The sequence below is a fragment of the Nonomuraea sp. NPDC050733 genome, from assembly GCF_040654215.1.
Classification (GTDB): domain Bacteria; phylum Actinomycetota; class Actinomycetes; order Streptosporangiales; family Streptosporangiaceae; genus Nonomuraea.
Genome location: NZ_JBFAHO010000038.1, coordinates 55,680 through 78,027 on the forward strand (window position 1 = coordinate 55,680; position 22,348 = coordinate 78,027).

The window sequence follows — 22,348 nt, forward strand, 5'->3', positions numbered from 1 at the left end:
GCGCACCCCTTCCACCACCATCCTCAGCGGGGCGAACCCCGCTGAACCAGAAGGAGACCGATGACCGACGTGGCCGCGGAAAGCGTCACCGATCCGGCCGCGGTCCGGGCGGGCGACCTCCCGTACCAGAACCCGGCCCTGCCCCTGGAACAGCGCGTCGACGACCTGCTCTCCCGGCTCACACTCGAGGAGAAGGCAGGCCAGCTCACCCAGTTCTTCTACCTGGACATGGAGGAACTGCCCGAGGACTTCGACCTGGAGACGCTCCCGCCTGAGCAACGGGCATATGTCGGACAGCCCAAGATGGTCGAAGCCGCGATCGCCGCCGGCACCACGGGCTCCGTGCTGTTCGTCAAGGACCCCGCGAAGACGAACCGCCTGCAGCGCCTCGCCGTCGAGACCACCCGCCTCGGCATCCCTCTGCTGTTCGGCTTCGACGTGATCCACGGCCTGCGGACCATCTTCCCGGTGCCGATCGCACTCGCCGCGACCTGGTCGCCTGCCACGATCGAAACCGCACAAGCCGTGGCCGCCCGCGAAGCCCGTGCCGTCGGTATCGCCTGGACGTTCGCGCCGATGGTCGATATCGCCCGCGACCCACGGTGGGGGCGGATCATCGAAGGACCGGGTGAGGACCCCGTGCTCGGTGCCGCCGTCGCGGCGGCCCAGGTCCAGGGTTTCCAGGGGAACCTGGACGCCGAGCACGTGCTGGCGGGTCCCAAGCACTTCGCCGGGTACGGAGCCGCTCGCGGCGGCCGCGACTACGACGACGCGGAAGTGTCGGATTCCGAGCTGTGGAACGTGTACCTGCCGCCCTTCCAAGCGGCGATCGAAGCCGGGGCCGGCACTGTGATGAGCGCCTACATGGACCTCAACGGCGTGCCGGCGTCCGCGAATCGCCGTCTGCTCTCCGACATGCTCCGCGACGAGCTCGGCTTCGAGGGATTCGTGGTCTCGGACGCCAGCGCCGTCCGATCCCTGGAGACCCAGCACTTCGCGCAAGACCTCACGGATGCAGCGGTGCGAGCCGTCTCGGCCGGGCTCGACATGGAGATGTGCATGTTCGACCCCGCCTTCTCGCGACTCCCGCAGGCAGTCACCGACGGTGTGATCGGTGAAGAGGTCATCGACGACGCGGCGCGGCGGGTCCTGACGGCCAAGTTCCGGCTCGGTCTCTTCGAGAATCCCTACGTGCTCGAGGATGCCGCGGCCTCCGTCCTGGGTGCCCTCGAACACCGTGAGCTCGCCCGCACCACCGCAGAGCGTTCGATCATCCTGTTGAAGAACGAGCCCGCCGTGCTTCCGCTTCGCGCCGACGCTCTGAGAACGGTCGCCGTGATCGGGGAACTGGCCGACAGCAAGCGAGACACCCTCGGCCCGTGGGTGTTCGACCACGACACCGACGAGACCGTAACCGTTCTGGAAGGCCTGCGGAACCGTCTCGGTGACCGCGTCCAGGTGACGCACGCGCCGGGAGCGGGCAGCCCGAGCCGGCGCTTCCCCTCCATGTTCGATCGGATGGACCCCACAGTGGTGGAGACCTCCCTGGACAACGACGACGACGAGATCACCCGTGCGGTGGAGCTGGCGGCCTCCGCCGACGTGGCGATCGTGGTCGTCGGGCAACGACAGAACCAGATCGGCGAGAACGCCTCGACCGCCACCCTGGACCTGCCGGGGCGGCAGCTGGAGCAGCTCCAGCGGATCAGCCGGACCGGCACTCCCGTCGTGCTGGTCGTCATGTCGGGCCGCCCCCTTGATCTGCGCTGGGCGGACGTCCACGTGCCCGCCATCGTGCAGGCCTGGTACCCGGGGACACGCGGCGGTGAAGCGGTGGCATCCGTCCTGCTGGGCGAGGTCTCGCCCGCCGGGCGCCTCCCTTTCAGCTGGCCGCGCCACGTCGGGCAGGTGCCCATCATCTACTCGCACAACCGGACCTTCCAGCCCGAGAACCAGGGTGCGCGCTACTTCGAAGAGGAAAGCGTGCCGCTCTACCCCTTCGGTCACGGACTCTCCTACGCCGATTTCGAGTACTCGAACCTGAGACTGGACCGGCCCGAGATCCAGGTCGGAGAAACCGTCACCGTGTCCGTCGACGTTCACAACCGCTCCGGCGTCGACGCCGACGAGGTCGTGCAGCTCTACACGCATCAGCGTTACGGCACGGCCTCCCGTCCCATCCGGGAGCTCAAGGGGTTCCAGCGGGTCCCCCTCGCGGCCGGCGAGATCCGCACGGTCACCTTCGATCTCGGCCCGGACGCGCTGCGCTACTGGGCCGCGGCCACGGGCGGGTTCGTCCAGGACGCCACGACCATCGACATCTACGTCGGCGGAAGCTCCACCGCCGAGCTGACGACCACGCTTGAGGTGGCGAAACGATGAACGAGAACACGATGAGTGCCTTTCCCGCCAGGTTCCTCTGGGGCGCTTCGACCGCACCTCACCAGATCGAGGGCAACAACATCAACAGCGACTGGTGGGCCCGCGAGAGCCTGATGCCCGGGATGGAACCGAGCGGCGATGCGCTGGACAGCTACCACCGCTATCGGGAGGACATGGAACTGCTGGCGGACGCCGGCTGCACCGCGTACCGATTCGGCGTCGAGTGGGCCCGCATCGAGCCGCGGCCGGGGCAGATCTCGCGCGCCGAGCTGGCCCACTACCGGCGCATGATCGACACAGCACTCGGACTCGGACTCGAGCCGGTGATCACCCTGCAACACTTCACGTCGCCACGCTGGTTCGCGGAGGAAGGCGGCTGGCTGGGAGAAAACGCAGTCGCTCGGTTCGCATCATTCGTGATCAGTGCCACCCAGATCCTCGATGGCGTGCAGTGGGTAGCCACCATGAACGAACCCAATATGCAGGCGATGATGGTGATGCTGCAGGAAGCCATGCGCTCTGGGCGGCTCGCCGAATGGCAGAGTCCTACCGTCGACGGCGAGGCGCAGCGGGAACGGATCGCCGCGAATCTGCCGGTGCCCGAACCGAGATTCGGACACCGCATGGTCGAACTCCACCACGCCGTCCGCGACATCGTGCGCGAACGGACAGGAGCCAAGGTGGGATGGACGATCGCCAACGGCGCGCTCACCGCGACACCGGGCAACGAAGAGAAACTCGCTGAGGTGCGATACGCGTACGAAGACCTCTACCTCGAAGGATCACGCGGCGACGACTGGATCGGGGTCCAGTCCTATTCCAGCCAGCAGGTGGACGCGAACGGACTCGTCCCCCACCCTGAGCACCCCGACAACACGCAGACCGGGGCGGCGTACCGGCCGGACGCTCTCGGCATGGCCGTCCGCCACGCATGGGAGGTGACCGGCCTACCCATCCTCGTCACCGAGAACGGGATCGCAACAAGCGACGACGACCGCAGAATCGCCTACACGACCGACGCGCTGCGGGGACTGTCCGCGGCGATGGCGGACGGTGCGGACGTCCGTGGCTACCTGCACTGGAGCCTGCTCGACAACTACGAGTGGGGCCACTGGAAACCGACGTTCGGGCTGGCCGCCGTCGACAGGGAGACCTTCGAGCGCAAAGCGAAGCCGAGCCTGGCATGGCTCGGTAGCGTCGCCCGCACGAACGGCGCGGCTGTCGCCGAATCCCTTTCCTGACCCGACCGCGGGTCCGCCGCTGCGGGCTGGCATGACCTCGCTCATGGCGCAAGCCGGATCCGAACGCTTCCGGCCGTACCGACCGAACCAGAAAGCATGCCTTCGTGACTTCCGTCGTCTGTAACCCGGTGAACCTCGCCTACCGCTACCAGGACCTGCGCCCCATGTCCGGCGGCCGGACCGTCCACCGCGAGGCCGCCGACCCGTCGGTGATCCGCTACCGCGGCCGGTTCTACCTCTTCGCGTCGATGTCGGCCGGCTTCTGGCACTCGGCAGACCTGCGCACCTGGGCATACCGGGCCAGCACCAAACTCGCGCCGCTCGACTACGCCCCCGACGTCCGCGAGGTCAACGGCGTCCTCTACGTCTCCGCGTCCCGGCAGACCGACAGCCCGTTCTACCGCAGCGAAGACCCCCTCGCCGACGACTTCACCCTGGTGAACCCGGGCTTCCCGTTCTGGGACCCGCACCTGTTCCAGGACGACGACGGCGCCGTCTACTTCTACTGGGGCTGTTCCAACAAAGAACCCGTCACCGGTGTCCGGGTCGACCCGGACACCATGGACCGCATCGGCGAACCCGTCCCGCTCTTCGGCGGCGACCCCGACCGGCACGGCTGGGAACAGGTCGGCGAGAACCACGTCAAGACCGAACCGACCACGGAACTGGCGAAGAGGATCGCCGAGTACCTCGGCGACTCTCCCTTCATCGAAGGCGCGTGGATGACCCGGCACCAGGGCACCTACTACCTGCAGTACGCCGCGCCGGGCACCGAATGGAACACCTACGCCGACGGCTACTACACCTCCTCCTCACCCCTCGGCCCCTTCGAGTACGCGCCGAACAGCCCGTTCTCCTCGAAGCCCGGCGGGTTCATCACCGGCGCCGGCCACGGCAGCACCTTCCAGGACGAACACGGCAACTGGTGGCACGCCTCGACCATGCGCGTCTCGGTGCACCACCAATTCGAACGGCGCGTCGGGATCTTCCCCGCGGGGTTCGACGCCGACGGAGTCCTGTTCTGCAACCAGAACTTCGGCGACTACCCGATGCTCGTGCCGGACCGCCGGGTCGATCCGTGGACCGGCACCTTCGCCGGCTGGATGCTGCAGTCCTTCCGCGCGAAGACGACCGCCTCCTCTTCGGCCGAAGGGCACAGCCCCGAACTCGCCGTCAACGAGGACGTCCGCACCTGGTGGACCGCCGCGACGACACAGCCGGGCGAATGGCTTCGGGTCGACCTCGGCGAAGAGCGAACCATCACCGCGATCCAGCTCAACCTCGCCGACCAGGACCTGGCCGCGCACGCCCCCGAACTCACCGACCTCGCCGAAGTCACCCCAGCACAGCGCGCGATCTACCCCCACGGCCAGCCGACCGAGACGCTCATCGAGGTATCCCCGGACGGCGAGCAGTGGTACCCGGTCTCGGACAACCGCGGATCGGACGAAGACGCTCCGCACGCCTTCGTGGTACTCGAACCCGCGCAGCGCGCCCGGTACGTCCGGGTCACCGCCGGCCGGATGCCCTTCGACGGTCCCTTCTCGGTCAGCGGGCTGCGCGTCTTCGGGACCGGTAACGGACCGGCACCCGCGGCCACCACTGCCCGCGCGAGGCGCGTCGACGACCGGACGGCACGCATCGAATGGGAACCCAGCGCAACCGCGCACGGCTACAACGTCCGCTACGGCATCGCCCCCGGCAAGCTCTACCACAGCTGGCTGGTCTACGAACAGAACGACCTCGACCTGCGAACCCTCAACGCCGGAGCCGACTACTGGGTCGCCGTCGACTCGTTCAACGAGAACGGCATCACCACCGGCCCGGTCACGAAAATCGCCTAACCTCACCACGAAAGCAGCACCTGATGTTGGAAGGCTTGCACGACAAGGTCATCGTCTTCGCCGGCGCCAGCGGGATCGCCGCTGCCACCGCGAAGTTCCTCGGCGCCGGAGGCGCGCGGATCGTCGTCGGAGACGTCGTCGAAGCGTCGGCCGAAGCCACCGCCCAGCCGCCCAGGCCGCCCGGGACACCGGCGGCGACGGCGTCGCGACCGTAACCGGCATCGCCGACGAGAACCAGGTCAAGGAGCAGATCGACCTGGCGATCGGCACGTACGGCCGCATCGACGGCCTGTTCAACGTCGCCGCCGACATCGACCCGGCCGAAGTCGCGAAGGACACCGACGCCGTCGACATCGACCTGGCCGTGTGGCAGCGCACCCTCGACATCAACCTCACCGGCTCGCTCCAGGCCTGGTCATGACCCGGCAGACCGAGCTCAACCTGCCCGAAGAGTTCCGCGACGCAATCCTCGCCACCACGCCGGCGCCGCGCCATGGCCGGCCCGAGGACATCGGCGCCACCGTGGCCTTCCTGCTTTCCGACCTCGCCGCGTGGACGACCGGGCAGATCCTCTGTGTCGACGGCGGCACCACCATGCGTGCCTGAGCTGCGTCCGGCACGTCCGCTCGATGATGAAGGAACACACGCCCCGACCGGACGACCGTGACGCCTGGCGCTCCGTCATCGCGAAGCAGGACGCGATGGTGCCCGTGGACGCCCCCGAGATGATGGTGATGTCGCTGACCGGGGCCGTCGCGTCGGGCCACCTCGCCGACATCCTCGCCCGGGACGTCGAGGGAGTACCGGTCCACGTCGCCACCCCGCAGGGCACGGCGCCGGACGACCGGCGTGTCTTCCTTTCGCTGCACGGCGGCGCCGGTGGCACCCGCCTTACGGAACACCACCCCAAGATCATTCTCAGCGCCAACGGCTGTCATTTCAGGTGAGGGAGGTGTCGCCGAGCGACTGCAGCAGGGTGCGCAGCGCGTCGGCCAGGCCGTCCGCTTGGTCGCGATCGAGGGCCTGGAGCAGGCGTGTCTCGTTAGCGATGTGCAGGGCGAACAGGTCGTCAATGGTCTGGCGGCCGTGGGGGGTGAGTCGGATCCGCACCGTGCGGCGGTCGACGGCGTCGGGGACCCGTTCGACGAGGTTCTTGGTCACCATGCGGTCGATGCGCTTGGTGATGGCGCCCGAGGTGACCATGGACGCCTTGACGAGCTGGCCGGGGGTCAGCTCGTAGGGTTCGCCCGAACGCCGGAGCGTGGTCAAAACGTCGGCCTCGCTGTTGTCCAGACCGTGCCGGCGGAAGAAGCCCTGGATCTCCACCTCCAGCAGCCGGGCAAGTCGTTGGATTCGGCCCACCACCCCGACCGGCCAGATGTCCACGTCGGGACGCTCCCGGCGCCAGGCGTCCATCACCGCGTCCACGGCGTCACCCATCCCGCACTCCTCTTGCTAGTCTCTTATCGGTATCTTACCAAGAAGAGATTTGAAGGAAGGTGTCCATGTCCCGCAACATGGAAGCGGCCCGGGCCGCTTACCAGGCGTTCACTGACGGCGACCTCGACCGGTTCGTCGAGTCACTCGACCCCGGCTTCGTCTCCCGGCAGTCGGCGGCAGTCCCCTGGCGCGGCACCTACCGGGGACATGAAGGCGTGCGGGAGATGTTCGGCAAGGTCGCCGAACGCGCCGATGCCACCTACGAACCGTCCCAGTTCATCGAAGGCCAGGAGCACATCGTCGTCGTCGGCAACGCCCGCATCACCCCCCGCGGCACCGGCACGGCGACCACCGTCCGGGAACTGCACGTCTGGCACGTCAAGGACGGCCGACTGCTCGGTCTGGAGGTCTTCCTCAACGCCCCCGCACCGCTCCTGGCCGGACTCGGGGTCTGAGCAGGTCCTTGAACGCTCCAACGATCATCCCCGGACACCAAGGAGATGACATTGTCCTGGCTGGACAGCGACTACCCACCCCGTCGCTATCACCAAGACCACGGTGAGATCAGCGCCCGTTTCCGCTCCGCCGACACGCCGGCCGACCTCATCACACCGTCCGGCGGACGGACCGACTATCTCGCCACCAAGGCATCGACCGGCGGCGAGTTCGACCTCTACCGGGTCCGCATGAGCCCCGAAGCGGCCGGCGAGCGCCCACTTCCACATGACGATGACCGAATCGTTCTACGTCGTGGCCGGCACCCTGCGGGTCTACGACGGCCGACGATGGTACGACGCATCAGCGGGCGACTTCTTGCACGTGCCGCCGGGCGGTCTGCACTCCTTTGGGAACCAGTCCGGTAAGCCGGTCGACTTCCTGATGCTGTTCAGCCACCTTGCCGGCATGAGCGACGAGGAACGGATCGCCTTCTTCGTCCACCACGACAGCTACTTCACCGACATGGCCAAGGGCCCGGCGGCACAGTCATGGCAAGCCCGCAGCGCACCGTGACACAAACCCGGTCCTGAGACGGGGCGCAGGCCGCTGCTGACACCGAGGAACCGGATCCGGCGCTCAGAGCACCATCCTCCGTAGCGCCGGATTCGGCCCCGCTGTTCCTCTACCGGCGGCCTCGAAGACTCCAAACCGCGTCCTCCGGCCGCACCCTCGCCACCGCCAAAATCCGTTCCGATCCTCCTCTCAGGCCGGGATCCCCTTACGGAGCACCAGCCCAAGATCATTCTCAGCGCCAATGGCCGTCCGCAGGTTCCTCAACCCCGGAGACCGCTGACCGGTCACTACCGCCACCATCCGGGCAGGCCAACCCCTCAACGCCCTACCGCTAATTCCTGCACTCAGTCTGGAGCCGGTCGGAGGGTAGGCCAGGCGGACCAGCTGGCGTTTCGCCGGATGGCTGGTCAGAAGCGGAACATCTGAACGAACTGGTGGAGTAGCGCGGGATCGCCCTCCACTCGCACGCTGCCGTCGGTGAGTGCTTGGTCGGGGGTCTTGGCACCGGTCATCAGCGTGTGGATCCCCTGGTCGTTCAGCCTTTCGATGATGAGGTCCGGGGCCGGGTGCGGACCGATGCCGACCGTCAGGGCTCCGGCGGTGATCTGTAGACGGAGGGTGAACTCGCCCATGCGTACCTCGCAGCCGACGGTGGCGCCGCGGGCCGCCTGCGGGCGGTAGGTGGTGCGGAAGGCCATGGCGACCGATTCGGCGGTGATGGTCTCGCCGGGGCGGGGCTCAGCCATCGTTCGGGCGCCCCAGCGGCCGAGGGCGATCAGTGCCGGTTCTAGATCGCGTCCGTAGTCGGTGAGTTCGTAGACGATCGCGCGCTCGGGGTGAGGGAGCGCACGGCGGGTGGCCAGGCCTGCCTCTTCGAGTTGCTTGAGGCGGGTCGAAAGGATGTTGGTCGGGATGGCGGGCAGACCCTTGCGCAGGTCGGTGTAGCGCTGGGGGCCGGACAGCAGGTTGCGGACGATCAGCAGCGTCCAGCGTTCGCCGATCATCTCCAACGCGCGGGCCAGGCCGCAGAACTGTCCGTACTCACGAGCCGTCATGCAACACATCCTACAGCGAACTTCTGTTGACAAAGCGTGCTTTTAAAATGCAAGCTTACTGCTCGTTCGGCCATCAGGCCGGTTCACCTGGTGATCTGTGAGGAGTTATCACATGACTTATGGCACGACGGCGCGGAAGGTCGGGGCCGGGCTGTTCGTCTCGCTGGACGGCGTCGTGGAGGCGCCGGAGAGGTGGCACTTCCCGTACCTGAGCGAGGAGATGGGCGCGGCGGTCGGGCAGATGTACGCCGAGGCCGACACGCTGCTTCTGGGGCGGGTCACCTACGAGACGTTCGCCGCGGTGTGGCCGCACCAGACCGGTGAGATGGCCGACGCGATCAACGGCATCGCCAAGGTCGTGGCCTCCACGACCTTGACGGAGCTCACCTGGAACAACTCCACACTGATCGAGGGCGACCTGGTCGCGGCGGTCAAGAAGCTCAAGGACCAGCCCGGCGGCACGATCTCGTTGTCGGGCAGCGTCAGCCTGGTCCGTACCCTGCTCCAGGCCGGTCTGCTGGACGAGCTGCGACTGCTGGTCCACCCGCTGGTGGTCGGCACCGGCATGCGGCTGTTCCCCGAAGGCACCTCGCCGATCCCGCTGGAGCTGGCCCGGTCGGTCACCTTCGCCAACGGCGTCCTCGACCTGACCTACCAGCCCGCCTGACCCGCCCCCTGTCTGATCCACCCCCATCGAGCGATAACGGAACACCCCATGAATGATGTCCAGATCAAGGTCGAGACCAAGACGCTCCAGGTGCCCGGTGCCCGTCTGCATTATGAGGTCCGGGGCGCCGGGCCGCTGCTGCTGATGATTCCCGGCGCGCCCGCCGACGCCGGCGCGCTGGCCCCTCTGGCGCAATGCCTGGCCGACCGCTACACCGTGGTCACCTACGACCAGCGCGGCCTGTCCCGCAGCCCCGTGACCGGACCGCCCGCCGACACCGACGTCACGGTCTTCGCCGACGACGCCCACCGCCTGCTGGCCGCCCTGGGTGACGAGCCCGCCTACGTGCTGGGAAACAGCGGCGGCGCCCTCACCGCCCTGAACCTGGCCGCCCGCCACCCCGAACAGGTCCGCGCCCTGATCGTGCACGAGCCGCCGCTGCCCGAGCTGCTGCCCGACCGCGACCGGTGGCGGGCCGTCTTCCAGGATGTGCACGACACCTACCGCGAACACGGCGTCGGCGCGGCGATGGGCAAGTTCATCACCGCCGTCGACGGGGAGAACGCCGCGCCCCCGGCGATGCCCGACCCTTCCCAGATGCCCCCCGATGCGCTGGAGACGATGGGCCGTATCCAGGGCAACCTCGACTTCTTCTTCTCCCACATGCTGCTGCCGGTGCTGCGCTTCGCGCCCGACCTGAACGCGCTGCGCGCCGCCCAAGTGCCGGTCGTCGTCGGTGTCGGGACGGCATCGGGCGACGGCGTTCCCGCGCTGTCGGCCCGCGCCCTGGCCGACCGGCTCGGTGTCGAGCCGCTGGCCTTCCCCGGCGACCACCAGGGCCTGGCCCTCGACGCCGCCGCCTGCGCCGACATCGTCCGCACGGCCCTGGCCTGACCTTCATCAGCAGAAACGGAGCTCCAGAACATGACCCCACCGGCCAAGGGCAACCCCGCCAGCTACTTCCCCTCGATCGAGACCAAGTACGGGCGTCCCATCCAGGACTGGATCGACCTCATCAACGCCTCGCCCCTGACCAAGCACATGGAACTGGTCGCCTGGCTCAAGACCGAGCACGGCCTGGGCCACGGCCACGCCAACGCCCTGGTCGCCCACACCTGGGCCGGCAGCGAGTAGGCCAGATGGCCCCGTCCCGTGGACACGGGCACCCCCTGGCTCTCACGGGACGAGGTTGAGCGTACGAAGCCCGCCGGGCATCTCGGGAAGTTGGAAGGAACAGCGGCCCATCATGTTGATGTGGTGCCGCACGAACGGTGACAGCCGGGCTACGTCCTCGTCTCGCACGTCGAATCCGTCCGTGGGCAGCCGGGTCAGGGCGGCGTCCATGTAGCGGGTATTGAACAGCACGATCGCATTCAGGACCAGGCCGAGCGCGCCGATCTGGTCCTCCATGCCCTGCTGGTAGTTCTGGTAGAGCTGGCCGTTCTCGCCGTGGAAGACCCTGCGGGCCAGGGCATGGCGGCCTTCCTGCAGGTTGGCCTGGGCCTTGATCTGGTGGCGGTAGCCGGGCTCGTCGGCCATCCGCAGGATGTGCAGGGTCTTTTCCATGGCCTGCCTGAACGTCACCGATCGTGGTGGCGCCGGCGGCCGTTGCGGGCGAGGCAGTGACCAGCAGCAGGGCTGCCGTGGTCGCGGCGGCAACGGACATGCGCTTCAACCCAACAACTCCTTCGAGGGACGAAAGGGTCAGGAAGGCGCGCAGGGGTCACGTGATGAGCTGTCGTGCCGTCTCGCCGATGGGCGTCGATGGTGGTGCAGTAGGCCTCGCGATGCGGGCCGGCGAACGGGAAGCACGGGCCGGCGGTGAAGTCGGCGCCGCGGGCGGGACAGCTGGCTGGCGTACGGGCGCGCGACCGGGCCACGCGCCGCCCAGCGGTTCTCAATCCTCCAGCCGCACTTGGCGATCACGATCTGATCAGGCTCGTCATGTGCGGCTGGAGTGATCACGTCGCGGGGCAGAACAGCGATTTGAGAGCGTTCGTGATGCGCGACGGCACGGTGCTGCGCTCGGCATCGTCCATGGCCAGGGTCAGAGACACGGCGAGCTGAACGCGCCCGTCGGAGGAGGTGATCGTCGCGGCGGTGAAGCCGGGCGCGCTGCCCCCGCCTCCCGCGGCGAACTCGGGCTTGCCGGCGCACGGCCCGCCCGCAGGGGGCGCCGGCTGGCCAGGAGGCGGGTCGGTGATCACTTTACTCAGCGACACCGGCAGGAGCCTGCCCTGGCGGAAGGCACGCTGGAAGACGCTCATCTCGTGCGCGGTGGAGATCACGCCTCCGGCGCCGAGCATGGTGGTGGCGTTGAGCTGGTCGGCATCGCGCATCGTGCCCGTCTCGTCCGGGGCGTAGCCATGCCCGTGCGGTCCCTTGATGCCCTCGGTCGCCTTGGTGGGCAGGTAGGTATGGCGCATGCCGAGGGGAGCGAAGAGCCTGCGGTTGAGTTCGGCCGCCAGTGACCTTCCGGACAGTCTTTCGATGATCATGCCGAGCAGGATGTAGTTGGTGTTGGAGTAGTTGAAGGTTCCGATCTCCACGGGCCGGGAGTTCTTGCGCGAGGCCGCCAGCAGGTCGGTCGGGCGGTAGTTACGCGTGGCGTCTGAAGTGTCCGGGCTGATGTAGTCGGGGATGCCCGAGGTCAGCTGGATCAGGTTGCGTACGGTGACCTCGCCGGCGCGCTCCACCAGGTCCTTTTCCACCACTTCCGGCAGGACCTCGCCGAGTTTGTCGTCCAGGCTCAGCTTGCCCTCCTTGACCAGTTGTAGAGCCGCGATGGCGGTCATGGTCTTGGTCTGTGAGCCGATCCGGTAGCGGGCGTTCGACGGGATGGCACCGCCCTTGCCGTTGAGCAGGCGGGACCCGGCCGAGCCCTTCCCGACCCGCTTGCCGTCCACGTACACCTCGCCGATGGCGCCCACCACGTGGCCTGTCTTCACCAAGCCTTCCATCGCCTGCTGCACGTCCCCGACCTTGACGGGGGCGGCAGTTGTCGAGGCGGTGGCGGGCGGGGCCGCACTCAAGACCAGTACCGCGCATGCCAGCGAGGCTGCGCCAGTGAACGTCGCTCGACGCAGAAGCATGAAGTCTCCCTCTTCCAGGTCCGAATACTCGGCTGTCGAGCCACAAGTTCTAAAGAGGGCAGTGTTATCTCGACATAAAGTGGACGACGGTGGTCATGACCGGCGTGGGACGGACACCTTTGATGGAGAGCTCAGGGGTTGATTCCCCGGTCTCGTTGCGCTCACTGTCCATGACGTCTGAGGCTGGGCAAACGGCCGGCGCGCTGCCTGGGTGCATCCAGGTTGGACGGGTGGCGTGTCAGGCGGTGCGGCGGGAACGGGCGAGAGCGAGCCCACCGAGAACCATGGCGATCGGCCCGACCACCAGGTCCACGTAGCCCCCGACTATCCCGTAGCCGGTGCCGGGACCACCCTCGGCGGCGGCCACGACCAGCCCGCCGATGACCGTGCAGGCCAGCCCTGCCGCCAGGGCCACGATGGCTCCCCTTCTCCCCGTGCCGGTGCCGATCCGCCGGGCGGAGCGGGCCAGAGCCAGCCCGCCGATGACGACGCCGGCCAGCCCCAAGAGCGCGGCCACCACGGACCAGAGACGCCCGGCGGTCATGGTGTAAGCATCGACGGGCTGGGCCAGAACCTGCGCGGCTGCCGGTGTGGCGAGCCCCACAATGCCGAGCAGGGCGGCTGCGGCGGTGGCCGGCAGGTGACGGACGAACATGCGGATCCTGTCTGTCGAATGACGGGCGTCAGCGGCGTGTGCGGCGCGGCGGATCGCCGGTGACGAGTGCGAGCGCTTCATGAGGGGTTTCACGGAATCGATCATTGCGCCGTCGAGACAGCCCGGCCTCCGGCAGCGGACGGCAGCCTCTACGCAGTTCTGCGTAGCCGGCTCGTGCCTCGGTACGCCCGTCGTCGTAGGCGGCCGAACCTGGATCGAGCCCGGCGGCACCTGGGATCGTGTGTGATCCAGGGTGGCCGCCAGGCAAGGGCGGCCGTCACCAGCCAGTAATGTGATCACGATGATGGACACGCGGCTGACCACCCACCGTGACGTTTCCGCGGCCATGGCCCGCTACGACGACCGGGAACTGGTCGAGCTGCTGGAGCGCGAGGCCGTCCCCCTCGGCATCGGCATCGGCGGGGCGTCCGCACGGATCGAGGTCGGCGGCACCTCGGTCTTCGTCAAACGCGTTCCCCTCACCGAGCCCGAACTGCGCCACCCGCACTCGACGACCGACCTGTTCGGGCTGCCGCCCTTCTGCCAGTACGGCATCGGCTCGCCCGGCTTCGGCGCCTGGCGCGAGCTGGCCGCGCACACGATGACCACCGAGTGGGTGCTGACCGGCCGGTTCCCCGGCTTCCCGCTGCTGTATCACTGGCGGGTGCTGCCCACCGCCGAGCCCGCCCCGCTGTACGGAGAGCTGGCCGACATCGATCGGGCGGTCACTTTCTGGGAGGGCGCGCCCGGCGTGCGCCGCCGCCTTGAGGCGCTGGCAGAGGCTCCTGCGAGCCTGACGCTCTTCCTGGAGTACTTTCCCCACAACCTGCACCAGTGGCTGGACGAGCGGGTGCGCGCGGGCGACGCCGACCGCGCCTGCGCCCTGGCGGACCAGGGGCTGCGTGAGGTCGTGTCCTTCATGAACGCGGGCGGCCTGCTGCACTTCGACGCGCATTTCGAGAACATCCTCACCGACGGGCGCCGCTTCTACCTGACCGACTTCGGGCAGGCCGTGTCAGCCCGGTTCGACCTGTCAGAGGAGGAACAGGCCTTTTATCGCCGGCACCTCACCTTTGACCGCACCTACACGCTGACATACCTGGTGAACTGGCTGGCCGGCGCCTTCCACGGCGCCGACTGGCCAAGGCGTCGCGAACTCGTGCGGGAATGGGCGGCGGGAGAGCGGCCAGCCGGCGTGCCCGGCGGGGTCGCGGCCCTGCTGTCGCGGCACAGCCCGCTGGCCACCGTGCTGAACGACTTCTACCACGATCTGCAGAGCGAGAGCAGGAAGACGCCGTACCCGCTGGAGGTGATCCGCCAGGTCGCCGGACGGCACGCCCTGCCGCTCGAGTAGCCGTGCCGTTGACGAAAGTGTCACCAGCCGCCAAAAGGTTGATCACGCGCCTCTATTGATGTTGTTCGGGCGAAGGGTCGTTGGCTCGCGAAGACCAGCGCCGGGCGGTCCTCACGAGGGCGGCCAGTTGCGCAGGGCGGCGTCGGCCAACTCCTGGAGTTCGTCGCGGCCGACACCGCTCGCGGCTTGCACGGCGATACCGAACGCCAGAGTGGTGACGTAGCGGGCCAGGAGCCCCGGATCGGTCTCCGGAGGCAGCGATCAGCACGTGAACTGGGTGAAGACGGCATAGGTTGCGAAGGGGAGAGAGGTTTCGGACATGCGCGGTCGACTTGCGGCTGCGGCGTTGGTGGTGACGCTGGGGGCTTGTAGCTCTGGGGGCGCGAGCACCCCTGCCCCCTCGGCGTCCGCTCAAGGCCCTCCGGTGCGGACAGGCTCGGGAACCTGGGTGGAAGTCGCCGAGGGCGGGCACGGGACTTCGCTGGATGAAGTGGTGGTAACCGGCAGGCGGGACGCGTGGGCGGTTGGTAAGGGCGAAATGGGCCCCACCGTCAAGCGGTGGAATGGCATCGGCTGGCGCGACGTCACCATACCCGGAGGGCCGGAGTTCCCCATGGCCGTGTCCGCCTCATCGAGCCGTGACGTCTGGGTATTCGGCAGCGACGGGAGAGTCTGGCGATGGAACGGTCGTACCTGGTCCCGACAAGGCGGGCCGACAGGGATCCGCGAGTCGTCGGCGGCCGTGGTGGCGGGTCCCGGACAGGCATGGCTGGCGGAATTCGGCGACGCCGCATACATCAACCGGTGGTCTCGGGAAAGGTGGAGCAGGGTGGCGTTACCGTTCAAAGTGGACATCCAGGCGCTCAGCGCGGTGTCACCGAACGACGTGTGGGCCGTGGGCGGGTCCACGGTCCTGCACTGGGACGGCAACAGATTCAGCGCCATCCCGCTGCCCCCGCCCTACGCGATCCGGCCGTCGGCGGCCGACGGCACGTACCTCCGCCTGCTGGACGTGGCGGCGGTGTCACCTGGGGAAGTCTGGGTGGTGGGAACGATGGCGAAAGATTCCTCGGCGGGGGTGGCATTCCGGTGGGACGGTCATCGATTCACCTCGCTCGCACTTCCGGAAGGAACGGCCGAACTCACGGCGGTCGAAGGCGATGGGCATGGCGGATTCTGGACCGCCGGCGACGTAGACCGCGACAGCTGGGACAGGCAAATTCTTCACAACGATGGCTGGCACTGGACCAGGGAGCCACCCCCCGAGCGGACCGGGACTTGGGGTCACGTTGTGTCCGACTTCGCCCGCCTGCCTGGAGACGATCGGATGATCGCGGTGGGCGGGGAACCCGCTCATGAGGAGAACAGCACCGGATGGATCTGGATGCGATCGCGCTAGTGCCGCATCAGGCAACGTTCGTCCTGTTCGAAGCACGGTCAGCTAATGAGTGGCGACAGGCGGCCGGGGCTGGACCGCGTCCAGGGAGAAGAACTTCTCCAGATCCGACAGCGACGGCAGCTCCTCGAACGCCGTATACGCCCTGACCTGGTCATCAGACAAAAACCCCACGGGCACGGAGCGTAGCCGTACTCCCAGACGGTGAGCACGGCGCGCTCGAGAGTTTCGCCGGTGTCGAACTTTCGCGGCCGGCCGACGGGGGCGCTCCGTTTCCTCTCCGCTCCCCCAGCGAAGGGGGCATCGACGTGGGACTGCTTGACGGCAAGACCGCTCTCGTCAGTGCTACCCGGTGCTGGATGATGACGATGTGCCCCCGGCGGACCTTGCGTGATCCCGACGCCGACGACCAGGATTGATCGGGGGGATTGAGAGCCTCCCGGCCTCGCGGAGCCCACCGTCCTTGAAAAGCCAGGCCCGGCGAGTGCGGGGCGTTCTGGGCGTCACGCAGCAAGGTCACGCAGTAGATCTCGCCGAGTGGGTCGCCCCGATCGCCGTACGGAGGTCGCAGCCAGCGGAACGGCGCCAGCGCATCGATCGTCATACCGGGATCCTGGCAGGCCCTGCCGACATGGTCAGGCCCACTCCCCCTTCGGCGCGCACCTGCTGTTCGAGGGCAACCTGCCGCCGCACCCCCGGATACCGGTATCAGAGGTGGAACCTGGACAAGGGAGCGGTGCAGAGGGTCTGCTCTGCGCCGAACTCCTCGAACGTGCTGATGGGGCGGAAGCCGAGCCGGGCGGCGAGTTTCAGGGATCGCTTGTTCGCGGTCTGGGTCACGAGCAGGACCGGCTGGTCGGGGAGTTCGTCAGCCGCAGCCCGCAGCGCGATCGTCGCGGCCTCGAACGCGAACCCCGCGCCCCATGCGCTGCGCCGCAGTACATAGCCCAGTTCCAGTTCCTCGCCGTCCTCGGTGACATGGGCGGGGCGATCGGCCGACCGGCGGGCGAGCGTCAATGTCCCGATGACCTGGTTCGTCGTGTTGTCCGCGATGACATAGCTGCCAGGCCTGGATGTCGCGTTGTCGGTCAGGACCGCGTCGAAGTGCCGCTCGACCTCACTGCGAGGCCGGGGACCACCGAGGTGTGCCCGAACCTCGGGATCGGTCGAGAGTTCGATGAGTCCCTCACGGTCGGTGTCGTGCAACGCTTTGCGAAGCAGGAGTCGTTCCGACGGGATTTCCGTGGCAGACAGCATGGGCAATCGGCTCATAGGCCCGTGATCCTAGAACACGGGCCCCTTGGCGGGGACCGCCGCGCTCTTCGTTCGACAACCCCGGACAACCATCGCGCCATCCGGCTACCGTTGCTCCGCATGACTCACACCGAGATCGAGGTCAGCGCGGAGCTGGTGCGGGATCTGCTCCGCGACCAGCACCCCGACCTGGCCGATCGCCCTGTGCGCCTTGGCGCGCGAGGCTGGGACAACCAGCTGTGGCGGCTCGGTGACGATCTCGCCGTCCGGTTGCCCTGGGCGACGAAGGACGCGGACGAGTTGCTGCTCAAGGAGCACACCTGGCTGCCCGCTCTCGCCCCGCGCCTGCCGCTGCCGGTTCCCGTCCCGCAACGCCTCGGCGAGCCCTCCGCGCGGTTTCCGCGCCCCTGGATCGTCACCACCTGGGTGCCGGGCGAGCCCGCCGACCGCGCCCCCGTCACGCGCGGCGCGGAGGCGGCCGACGCCCTGGCCGCCTTCCTGACCGCTCTTCACCGACCCGCGCCCGCAGAGATGGACACCACTGGCCGGGGCCGCGGAGGACCGCTGGCCGGCTCCTCCGAATGGGTCGGCCGACAGCTCGCCGAGGCCACCGAGAGGGGGCTGATCCCCGACCCGGACGCCGTCCGCGCGGTCTGGGACGACGCCGCCGCCGCGCCCGACTGGGCCGGCCCGGCCCTCTGGCTGCACGGCGACCTGCATGCGGCCAACGTCCTCACCGCGGACGGCACCATCTGCGGCGTGATCGACTTCGGCGACCTGTTCGCCGGCGATCCGGCCGTCGACCTCGCCGCCGCCTGGACGCTGCTGCCGGACGGCACCGCCGACCGCCTCTATGAGGCCTACCGGCCGGCCCCGGACGCCGCGACCCTGCGCCGCGCCCGCGGATGGGCCGTGCTCCGCGCCCTCGGCGGCATCCTCATCGGCGAAGCCGGCGTCCGCGGCCGCCGAGGCGGCAAGGCCACGTGGGGCCCACCCGCCCACGCGGCGCTGCGACGCCTCATCGCAACGGCCCATCGCTGATCGATCGCTCCACACGCCCGAACACCTTCGCGCCCGTTCAGGGAAGAGAGGCGAGGCGACGATGCAGGCTTCAGAGGTCGCGCGTGCGGTGGCTGCGGCCATGTCGACCGCCGCGTCACTTGGCCTGACAGTCGACGACGCGATCGTTCTTCATGACTCGAACAAGCTCACCCTGCGGCTGCTGCCGTGTGACGTCCTGGCCCGGGTGGCACCGGAAGCGCATCAGGTCGCACGGTTCGAGGTCCAGCTTGCTCAGCGGCTCGCCGAGTCCGGGTGTCCTGTGGCTGTTCTCGAGCCGCGAGTGGAGCCACGCGTCCATGAGCGTGATGGCTTCGTGGTCACGCTGTGGACCTACTACGAACCCGTGACACCTCGAGAGGTCTCACCGGCCGGCTATGCCGATGCGCTCGAGCGGCTGCATGCCGGCATGCGCAGGCTCGATGTCCCGGCGCCGCACTTCACCGATCGAGTCGAGCAGGCTCAACGGCTCGTGGCGAGCCGCGACCGTACGCCGGCGCTCGCCGACGCGGACCGGGAGCTGCTCGGCGACACGTTGCGAAGCCTGAGACGGGTGATCGGCGAGCGCGGTGGCGCCGAGCAGCTGCTGCACGGTGAGCCGCACCCGGGCAACGTGCTCGCCACGACGAACGGGCTGCTGTTCGTGGACCTGGAGACGTGTTGCCGCGGGCCTGTCGAGTTCGACCTCGCCCATGCGCCCGAAGAAGTCAGCGAGCACTATCCGGGTGTCGATCAGGAGTTGCTGAGCGTGTGCCGGATCCTCGTACTGGCGATGATCACAACGTGGCGCTGGGATCGAGGCGACCAGTTCCCGAACGGGCGCCGGCTGGGCACAGAGTGGCTGAGCCGGATTCGAGCAGCGCTCGATCGCGAAGGGCTGGACATCCGCGGCTGATCGCGGCGAGTGCGTCGCGGCGCCGGGGACGAGGCATGATCACGCCCTTCGCCCGGCCTCGCGTCACGGCTGGATGCCGAGGGCCGCGCAGGCGCCGTCCACGGCTGCCCGGCGAAGCTCGTCCTTCGGCACGTCGGCGAACTGGATCGTGCAGTCCTGGATGCCGCCGAAGGCGATCACGGCCCGGGCGGCCTGCTCCAGCGTGGGTTCGGGGCCGTGCAGCAGCTTCGCCAGCCGCCGGCGCCAGTCCAGCACGAGGGTGATCAGGCCCAGGTCCGCGAGCGTGGTCAGCTCGCTGAGCATGAGCACCATGTCTGCGCGGTGACGGTAGTGGAAGTCGAAGTAGCCCTCCAGGAGGGCGCGCGGCTCGACCTCGTCCAGCGCCTCCTGAGCCGCCAGGAACGCCTCTTCCTCGTCGATGATCGGCTGCACGATGCTGCGAACCAGTTCTTCGCGTGAGGAGAAGTGGTAGTAGAGCGCCGGCTTGGTGATGCCCAGCCGGTCGGCGATCTCCTGCAGGCTGGTCCGCTGCACACCTTGCCGGGCGAAGAGCTCGCGGGCGACGCCCTGGATCCGCTGCTTGGTGTCAGAGGGACGAGCCATGCCGCCAGCCTATCCCGACTTAACGATAGGTAAGTAACCGTGTTATGCTTACCTACCGTTAAGTAAGGAGGCATGCTCATGCGGATTCTCATCTCCGGCGCCAGCGTCGCCGGTCCCGTGCTGGCGTACTGGCTCACCAGGTACGGCTTCTCCGTCACCGTCGTCGAGCGCGCGCCGGCTCTGCGCAAGACCGGCGGTCACGCGGTCGACCTGTTCCGGCCCGCGATGAACATCTCGGAGAAGATGGGCCTACTCCCGCGCGTCGAAGAGCGGGCCACCGGCACCAACCGGATGACCGTCCACCGGGAGGGTGCGCGGCGTCCCGTCCGGGTGGATCTCACCAAGATCTTCGGCGCCGCCTCCGGCCGGCACGTCGAGGTCATGCGCGACGACCTGAGCGAGATCTACTACGACGCCGCGCGCGACGACGTCGAGTACGTCTTCGGCGACTCGATCACCGCGATCTCGCCCGACGGCGAGGTGCGGTTCGAGAACGCCGCGCCCCGCAGTTTCGACCTCGTGGTCGGCGCGGACGGGCTGCACTCCAACGTGCGCCGCCTCGTCTTCGGCGACGAGTCCCGCTTCAGCGCCTTCATCGGGGCCTACCTCGGGGTGCTGACCCTGCCCAACGCCGCCGGCCTCGACGGCGAGCTCCTCATGCACGTCGGCGTCGGCCGCACCGCCGGCATGTACGGCGCGCGGCACCTCGGCGAAGCGCGGGCGTTGTTCCTGTTCCGGAGCGAGCGCGAGCTCGACTACAGCCGCCACGACGTGCCCCGGCAGAAGCAACTGCTGCGCGGTGCGTTCGCCGGCATGCACGCCGACGTGGACCGCTGGCTGGACGAGCTCGACCGCACCCCGGCGTTCTACTTCGACTCGATCACCCAGCTCCGCATGGACACCTGGTCTCGGGGCAGGGTGACGCTCGTCGGCGACGCGGGCTACTGCCCCGGCCCGGCCGTCGGCGGCAGCACCAGCCTGGCCGTCGTCGGCGCGTACGTCCTCGCCGGGGAGCTGGCGCGGGCGGGCGGCGACCACCAGCGCGCCTTCCCCGCCTACGAGCGCGCGATGGCCGAGCACGTGCGCGGCAGCCGCGCGGCCGCGCTCAGCGCGGCGAAGACCCTGATCCCCACCTCACGCCTCGGCGTGTCGGGACTGGCCCAGGGCGCCCGCCTGATCTCCGCCCTGCCCGCGGGCCCCAGCCGCGCCCTCCTCCGCCTCACCACCAAGAGCGCACGCCTCCACAACTCCATGACCGTCGACGACTACGCGCCGTCGCCCACAACACGGAGAGGCCGGGGCGGCCTGGGAACGACCTCGCAGACGGCCTCGGCAGCGGGCTCGGGGTGGAGCGAGGAATGAGCGCCACCCCGACGGCGCCACGCCGGTCAGGGAGCCGGCGACGAAGCCTGCGCGTGCCGGTCACCGGTCCTGCGGGGCCTCGGGGGGTGCGGCCGGAACGACGCAGGACAGGGCGCGGCGCAGGATGGCGGCGAAGGATTCGGTGTTGCCGGGTACGAGCCAGTGCCGCCCCGCCACGCGGATGGCGCCGGCGACCGCGGCGGCCGTGACGGCCGGGAACAGGTCGCGGCCGGGGTCGGTGCCGGTGCGCGCCGCGATCGCCTCGGCGAGCGGGGCCTCCGCCATGGTGAACGCCTTCAGCGCCTCGCCCTCCAGCTCGGGCGTCGACATGATCATGCGTAGGCCGGCCTTGTCGGGCTCGGGATCGGTGTAGAGCTCGGTCACGGCCGCGATGATGGCCTGATCCAGCGGCTCGCCGGCGGGCCGGGCGTGCAGCGCCTCCCCCACGCGCTTGGACTGGCCGGCCTGGAAGGAGCAGATCGCCTCCTCCTTGCTGGAGAAGTAGTTGTTGTAGGTGCGGGGGGAGACGCCCGCGGCCGTGGCGATGTCATGGACGCGCACCAGGGCCAGTCCGTGGGGGCCCTGCTCGATGGCCAGGCGCAGCGCGGCGTGGCCGATCGCCTCCTGGGTGGCCTGCTTGTTGCGCGCCCGAAGATCCCTGGCGTCGTTCATGGACCCACTCTATCCGATGTTGCGTGGCACGCACTCTGTGCGTGGCACGCAAGTTGTGGGTAGAGTGCGACGAGACGCCTGGCACTTGCGCCTGGAGAGTGCCAATCCTCTGGCGTGCGCCGGGACGACGAGGTCCGTGGGCAGGTCGGCCGCCCGCCGGCGGACCGTCCGTCGCGGGCGCCGTCCCGGCAGCCCTACGACCTGGCAGTCCCATGACCGGACAGCCCTACGAAGAGCAGGAGCAGGAATGGCTTCGAAGATGATCGCGTTCGACGAGGACGCCCGGCGCGGTCTCGAGCGCGGTATGAACCAGCTCGCCGACGCCGTCAAGGTGACCCTCGGCCCCAAGGGCCGCAACGTCGTGCT

At 68.8% G+C, this 22,348-nt stretch carries 24 protein-coding genes and 2 pseudogenes; 17 read left to right on the plus strand and 9 right to left on the minus strand.

Annotated features, from left to right (window positions below; translation table 11 throughout):
• Positions 1-60 precede the first annotated feature (60 nt).
• From AB0H64_RS36520 to AB0H64_RS36550, 7 genes are all read left to right on the plus strand, one after another.
• Positions 61-2,382, plus strand: coding sequence for a glycoside hydrolase family 3 N-terminal domain-containing protein (locus AB0H64_RS36520; RefSeq protein WP_357634017.1), 2,322 nt, complete (start codon positions 61-63; stop codon positions 2,380-2,382).
• A complete protein-coding gene (locus AB0H64_RS36525) occupies positions 2,379-3,623 on the plus strand; it encodes a family 1 glycosylhydrolase (protein WP_357634020.1) in 1,245 nt (414 codons plus the stop codon). The genes AB0H64_RS36520 and AB0H64_RS36525 overlap by 4 nt, the downstream gene beginning before the upstream one ends.
• A 104-nt stretch (positions 3,624-3,727) precedes the next feature.
• Positions 3,728-5,467 (plus strand): family 43 glycosylhydrolase, encoded by a 1,740-nt coding sequence (locus tag AB0H64_RS36530; RefSeq protein ID WP_357634022.1) that lies wholly within the window; start codon positions 3,728-3,730, stop codon positions 5,465-5,467.
• A gap of 23 nt (positions 5,468-5,490) precedes the next feature.
• On the plus strand, positions 5,491-5,682 hold the full coding sequence (locus tag AB0H64_RS36535; protein WP_357634024.1) for a hypothetical protein: 192 nt from the start codon (positions 5,491-5,493) through the stop codon (positions 5,680-5,682).
• Between the two features lie 5 nt (positions 5,683-5,687).
• Positions 5,688-5,888 (plus strand): SDR family oxidoreductase, encoded by a 201-nt coding sequence (locus AB0H64_RS36540; RefSeq protein ID WP_357634079.1) that lies wholly within the window; start codon positions 5,688-5,690, stop codon positions 5,886-5,888.
• A complete protein-coding gene (locus AB0H64_RS36545) occupies positions 5,834-6,073 on the plus strand; it encodes an SDR family oxidoreductase (RefSeq protein ID WP_357634026.1) in 240 nt (79 codons plus the stop codon). The genes AB0H64_RS36540 and AB0H64_RS36545 overlap by 55 nt, the downstream gene beginning before the upstream one ends.
• A gap of 23 nt (positions 6,074-6,096) precedes the next feature.
• The gene (locus AB0H64_RS36550; RefSeq protein ID WP_357634028.1) at positions 6,097-6,414 is read left to right on the plus strand and encodes a hypothetical protein; all 318 of its coding nucleotides are present in this window, start codon (positions 6,097-6,099) and stop codon (positions 6,412-6,414) included.
• Here AB0H64_RS36550 and AB0H64_RS36555 read toward each other — a convergent pair.
• Positions 6,407-6,907 carry a MarR family transcriptional regulator gene (locus AB0H64_RS36555; protein WP_357634030.1) on the minus strand — a complete coding sequence of 167 codons (501 nt, stop codon included), beginning with the start codon at positions 6,905-6,907 and terminating at the stop codon, positions 6,407-6,409. The two genes, AB0H64_RS36550 and AB0H64_RS36555, sit on opposite strands and share 8 nt — an antisense overlap.
• Before the next feature lie 65 nt (positions 6,908-6,972).
• On the opposite strand from AB0H64_RS36555, the gene AB0H64_RS36560 reads away from it, so the two are divergent.
• Positions 6,973-7,362, plus strand: coding sequence for a nuclear transport factor 2 family protein (locus AB0H64_RS36560; protein ID WP_357634033.1), 390 nt, complete (start codon positions 6,973-6,975; stop codon positions 7,360-7,362).
• A gap of 259 nt (positions 7,363-7,621) precedes the next feature.
• Positions 7,622-7,918, plus strand: a pseudogene (locus tag AB0H64_RS36565) (cupin domain-containing protein); the annotation flags it as partial.
• Positions 7,919-8,325: 407 nt separating this feature from the next.
• Here AB0H64_RS36565 and AB0H64_RS36570 read toward each other — a convergent pair.
• Positions 8,326-8,973 (minus strand): winged helix-turn-helix transcriptional regulator, encoded by a 648-nt coding sequence (locus AB0H64_RS36570; protein ID WP_357634035.1) that lies wholly within the window; start codon positions 8,971-8,973, stop codon positions 8,326-8,328.
• Between the two features lie 112 nt (positions 8,974-9,085).
• Between AB0H64_RS36570 and AB0H64_RS36575 the strand changes: the two genes are divergently transcribed.
• Genes AB0H64_RS36575 through AB0H64_RS36585 form a run of 3 tightly spaced genes read left to right on the plus strand, consistent with a single transcriptional unit; the run spans position 9,086 to position 10,774 of the window.
• Complete coding sequence (locus tag AB0H64_RS36575; protein WP_357634038.1) at positions 9,086-9,640, plus strand: dihydrofolate reductase family protein; 555 nt, start codon at positions 9,086-9,088, stop codon at positions 9,638-9,640.
• 48 nt (positions 9,641-9,688) lie between these two features.
• The gene (locus AB0H64_RS36580; RefSeq protein WP_357634042.1) at positions 9,689-10,534 is read left to right on the plus strand and encodes an alpha/beta fold hydrolase; all 846 of its coding nucleotides are present in this window, start codon (positions 9,689-9,691) and stop codon (positions 10,532-10,534) included.
• 30 nt (positions 10,535-10,564) lie between these two features.
• Positions 10,565-10,774 carry a DUF4287 domain-containing protein gene (locus tag AB0H64_RS36585; protein ID WP_357634043.1) on the plus strand — a complete coding sequence of 70 codons (210 nt, stop codon included), beginning with the start codon at positions 10,565-10,567 and terminating at the stop codon, positions 10,772-10,774.
• Between the two features lie 42 nt (positions 10,775-10,816).
• Here AB0H64_RS36585 and AB0H64_RS36590 read toward each other — a convergent pair.
• The 3 genes and pseudogenes from AB0H64_RS36590 to AB0H64_RS36600 all read right to left on the minus strand — a co-directional run.
• Positions 10,817-11,200 (minus strand): annotated as a pseudogene (locus tag AB0H64_RS36590) (Tn3 family transposase); the annotation flags it as partial.
• A gap of 401 nt (positions 11,201-11,601) precedes the next feature.
• Positions 11,602-12,732, minus strand: a complete 1,131-nt coding sequence (locus tag AB0H64_RS36595; RefSeq protein ID WP_357634046.1) for a serine hydrolase domain-containing protein — start codon at positions 12,730-12,732, stop codon at positions 11,602-11,604.
• Between the two features lie 238 nt (positions 12,733-12,970).
• The gene (locus AB0H64_RS36600) at positions 12,971-13,387 is read right to left on the minus strand and encodes a DUF6223 family protein (protein WP_357634048.1); all 417 of its coding nucleotides are present in this window, start codon (positions 13,385-13,387) and stop codon (positions 12,971-12,973) included.
• Positions 13,388-13,688: 301 nt separating this feature from the next.
• Between AB0H64_RS36600 and AB0H64_RS36605 the strand changes: the two genes are divergently transcribed.
• Both AB0H64_RS36605 and AB0H64_RS36610 read left to right on the plus strand, forming a co-directional pair.
• Positions 13,689-14,741 carry a protein kinase family protein gene (locus AB0H64_RS36605; RefSeq protein ID WP_357634050.1) on the plus strand — a complete coding sequence of 351 codons (1,053 nt, stop codon included), beginning with the start codon at positions 13,689-13,691 and terminating at the stop codon, positions 14,739-14,741.
• A 448-nt stretch (positions 14,742-15,189) separates the two neighbouring features.
• Positions 15,190-16,140 carry a hypothetical protein gene (locus tag AB0H64_RS36610; RefSeq protein WP_357634051.1) on the plus strand — a complete coding sequence of 317 codons (951 nt, stop codon included), beginning with the start codon at positions 15,190-15,192 and terminating at the stop codon, positions 16,138-16,140.
• Positions 16,141-16,182: 42 nt separating this feature from the next.
• Here AB0H64_RS36610 and AB0H64_RS36615 read toward each other — a convergent pair whose 3' ends face one another.
• Together AB0H64_RS36615 and AB0H64_RS36620 are read right to left on the minus strand one after the other, a co-directional pair.
• Positions 16,183-16,311, minus strand: a complete 129-nt coding sequence (locus AB0H64_RS36615) for a hypothetical protein (protein WP_357634053.1) — start codon at positions 16,309-16,311, stop codon at positions 16,183-16,185.
• 534 nt (positions 16,312-16,845) lie between these two features.
• The gene (locus AB0H64_RS36620) at positions 16,846-17,409 is read right to left on the minus strand and encodes a GNAT family N-acetyltransferase (RefSeq protein ID WP_357634055.1); all 564 of its coding nucleotides are present in this window, start codon (positions 17,407-17,409) and stop codon (positions 16,846-16,848) included.
• A 102-nt stretch (positions 17,410-17,511) separates the two neighbouring features.
• Here AB0H64_RS36620 and AB0H64_RS36625 point away from each other — a divergent pair, with 102 nt between their 5' ends.
• Both AB0H64_RS36625 and AB0H64_RS36630 read left to right on the plus strand, forming a co-directional pair.
• Positions 17,512-18,432, plus strand: a complete 921-nt coding sequence (locus AB0H64_RS36625; RefSeq protein ID WP_357634058.1) for a phosphotransferase — start codon at positions 17,512-17,514, stop codon at positions 18,430-18,432.
• 61 nt (positions 18,433-18,493) lie between these two features.
• A complete protein-coding gene (locus tag AB0H64_RS36630; protein ID WP_357634060.1) occupies positions 18,494-19,345 on the plus strand; it encodes an aminoglycoside phosphotransferase family protein in 852 nt (283 codons plus the stop codon).
• A 63-nt stretch (positions 19,346-19,408) separates the two neighbouring features.
• Here the strand turns inward: AB0H64_RS36630 and AB0H64_RS36635 are convergent, their stop codons facing one another.
• The gene (locus tag AB0H64_RS36635; protein ID WP_357634063.1) at positions 19,409-19,948 is read right to left on the minus strand and encodes a helix-turn-helix domain-containing protein; all 540 of its coding nucleotides are present in this window, start codon (positions 19,946-19,948) and stop codon (positions 19,409-19,411) included.
• Positions 19,949-20,026: 78 nt separating this feature from the next.
• On the opposite strand from AB0H64_RS36635, the gene AB0H64_RS36640 reads away from it, so the two are divergent.
• Positions 20,027-21,310: an FAD-dependent monooxygenase gene (locus tag AB0H64_RS36640; protein WP_357634065.1), complete on the plus strand. Its 1,284-nt coding sequence runs from the start codon at positions 20,027-20,029 to the stop codon at positions 21,308-21,310.
• Between the two features lie 60 nt (positions 21,311-21,370).
• Here the strand turns inward: AB0H64_RS36640 and AB0H64_RS36645 are convergent, their stop codons facing one another.
• Positions 21,371-21,982 carry a TetR/AcrR family transcriptional regulator gene (locus tag AB0H64_RS36645; RefSeq protein ID WP_357634067.1) on the minus strand — a complete coding sequence of 204 codons (612 nt, stop codon included), beginning with the start codon at positions 21,980-21,982 and terminating at the stop codon, positions 21,371-21,373.
• Positions 21,983-22,348 lie beyond the last annotated feature (366 nt).

Coding starts and splice junctions, on each gene's coding strand:
- AB0H64_RS36595 (WP_357634046.1), bottom strand. CDS start 12,732: ATGCTTCTGCGTCGAGCGACGTTCACTGGCGCAGCCTCGCTGGCATGC.
- AB0H64_RS36550 (WP_357634028.1), top strand. CDS start 6,097: ATGATGAAGGAACACACGCCCCGACCGGACGACCGTGACGCCTGGCGC.
- AB0H64_RS36585 (WP_357634043.1), top strand. CDS start 10,565: ATGACCCCACCGGCCAAGGGCAACCCCGCCAGCTACTTCCCCTCGATC.
- AB0H64_RS36525 (WP_357634020.1), top strand. CDS start 2,379: ATGAACGAGAACACGATGAGTGCCTTTCCCGCCAGGTTCCTCTGGGGC.
- AB0H64_RS36600 (WP_357634048.1), bottom strand. CDS start 13,387: ATGTTCGTCCGTCACCTGCCGGCCACCGCCGCAGCCGCCCTGCTCGGC.
- AB0H64_RS36520 (WP_357634017.1), top strand. CDS start 61: ATGACCGACGTGGCCGCGGAAAGCGTCACCGATCCGGCCGCGGTCCGG.
- AB0H64_RS36555 (WP_357634030.1), bottom strand. CDS start 6,907: ATGGGTGACGCCGTGGACGCGGTGATGGACGCCTGGCGCCGGGAGCGT.
- AB0H64_RS36535 (WP_357634024.1), top strand. CDS start 5,491: ATGTTGGAAGGCTTGCACGACAAGGTCATCGTCTTCGCCGGCGCCAGC.
- AB0H64_RS36560 (WP_357634033.1), top strand. CDS start 6,973: ATGTCCCGCAACATGGAAGCGGCCCGGGCCGCTTACCAGGCGTTCACT.
- AB0H64_RS36635 (WP_357634063.1), bottom strand. CDS start 19,948: ATGGCTCGTCCCTCTGACACCAAGCAGCGGATCCAGGGCGTCGCCCGC.
- AB0H64_RS36630 (WP_357634060.1), top strand. CDS start 18,494: ATGCAGGCTTCAGAGGTCGCGCGTGCGGTGGCTGCGGCCATGTCGACC.
- AB0H64_RS36580 (WP_357634042.1), top strand. CDS start 9,689: ATGAATGATGTCCAGATCAAGGTCGAGACCAAGACGCTCCAGGTGCCC.
- AB0H64_RS36625 (WP_357634058.1), top strand. CDS start 17,512: ATGACTCACACCGAGATCGAGGTCAGCGCGGAGCTGGTGCGGGATCTG.
- AB0H64_RS36575 (WP_357634038.1), top strand. CDS start 9,086: ATGACTTATGGCACGACGGCGCGGAAGGTCGGGGCCGGGCTGTTCGTC.
- AB0H64_RS36570 (WP_357634035.1), bottom strand. CDS start 8,973: ATGACGGCTCGTGAGTACGGACAGTTCTGCGGCCTGGCCCGCGCGTTG.
- AB0H64_RS36605 (WP_357634050.1), top strand. CDS start 13,689: ATGATGGACACGCGGCTGACCACCCACCGTGACGTTTCCGCGGCCATG.
- AB0H64_RS36645 (WP_357634067.1), bottom strand. CDS start 21,982: ATGAACGACGCCAGGGATCTTCGGGCGCGCAACAAGCAGGCCACCCAG.
- AB0H64_RS36620 (WP_357634055.1), bottom strand. CDS start 17,409: ATGAGCCGATTGCCCATGCTGTCTGCCACGGAAATCCCGTCGGAACGA.
- AB0H64_RS36640 (WP_357634065.1), top strand. CDS start 20,027: ATGCGGATTCTCATCTCCGGCGCCAGCGTCGCCGGTCCCGTGCTGGCG.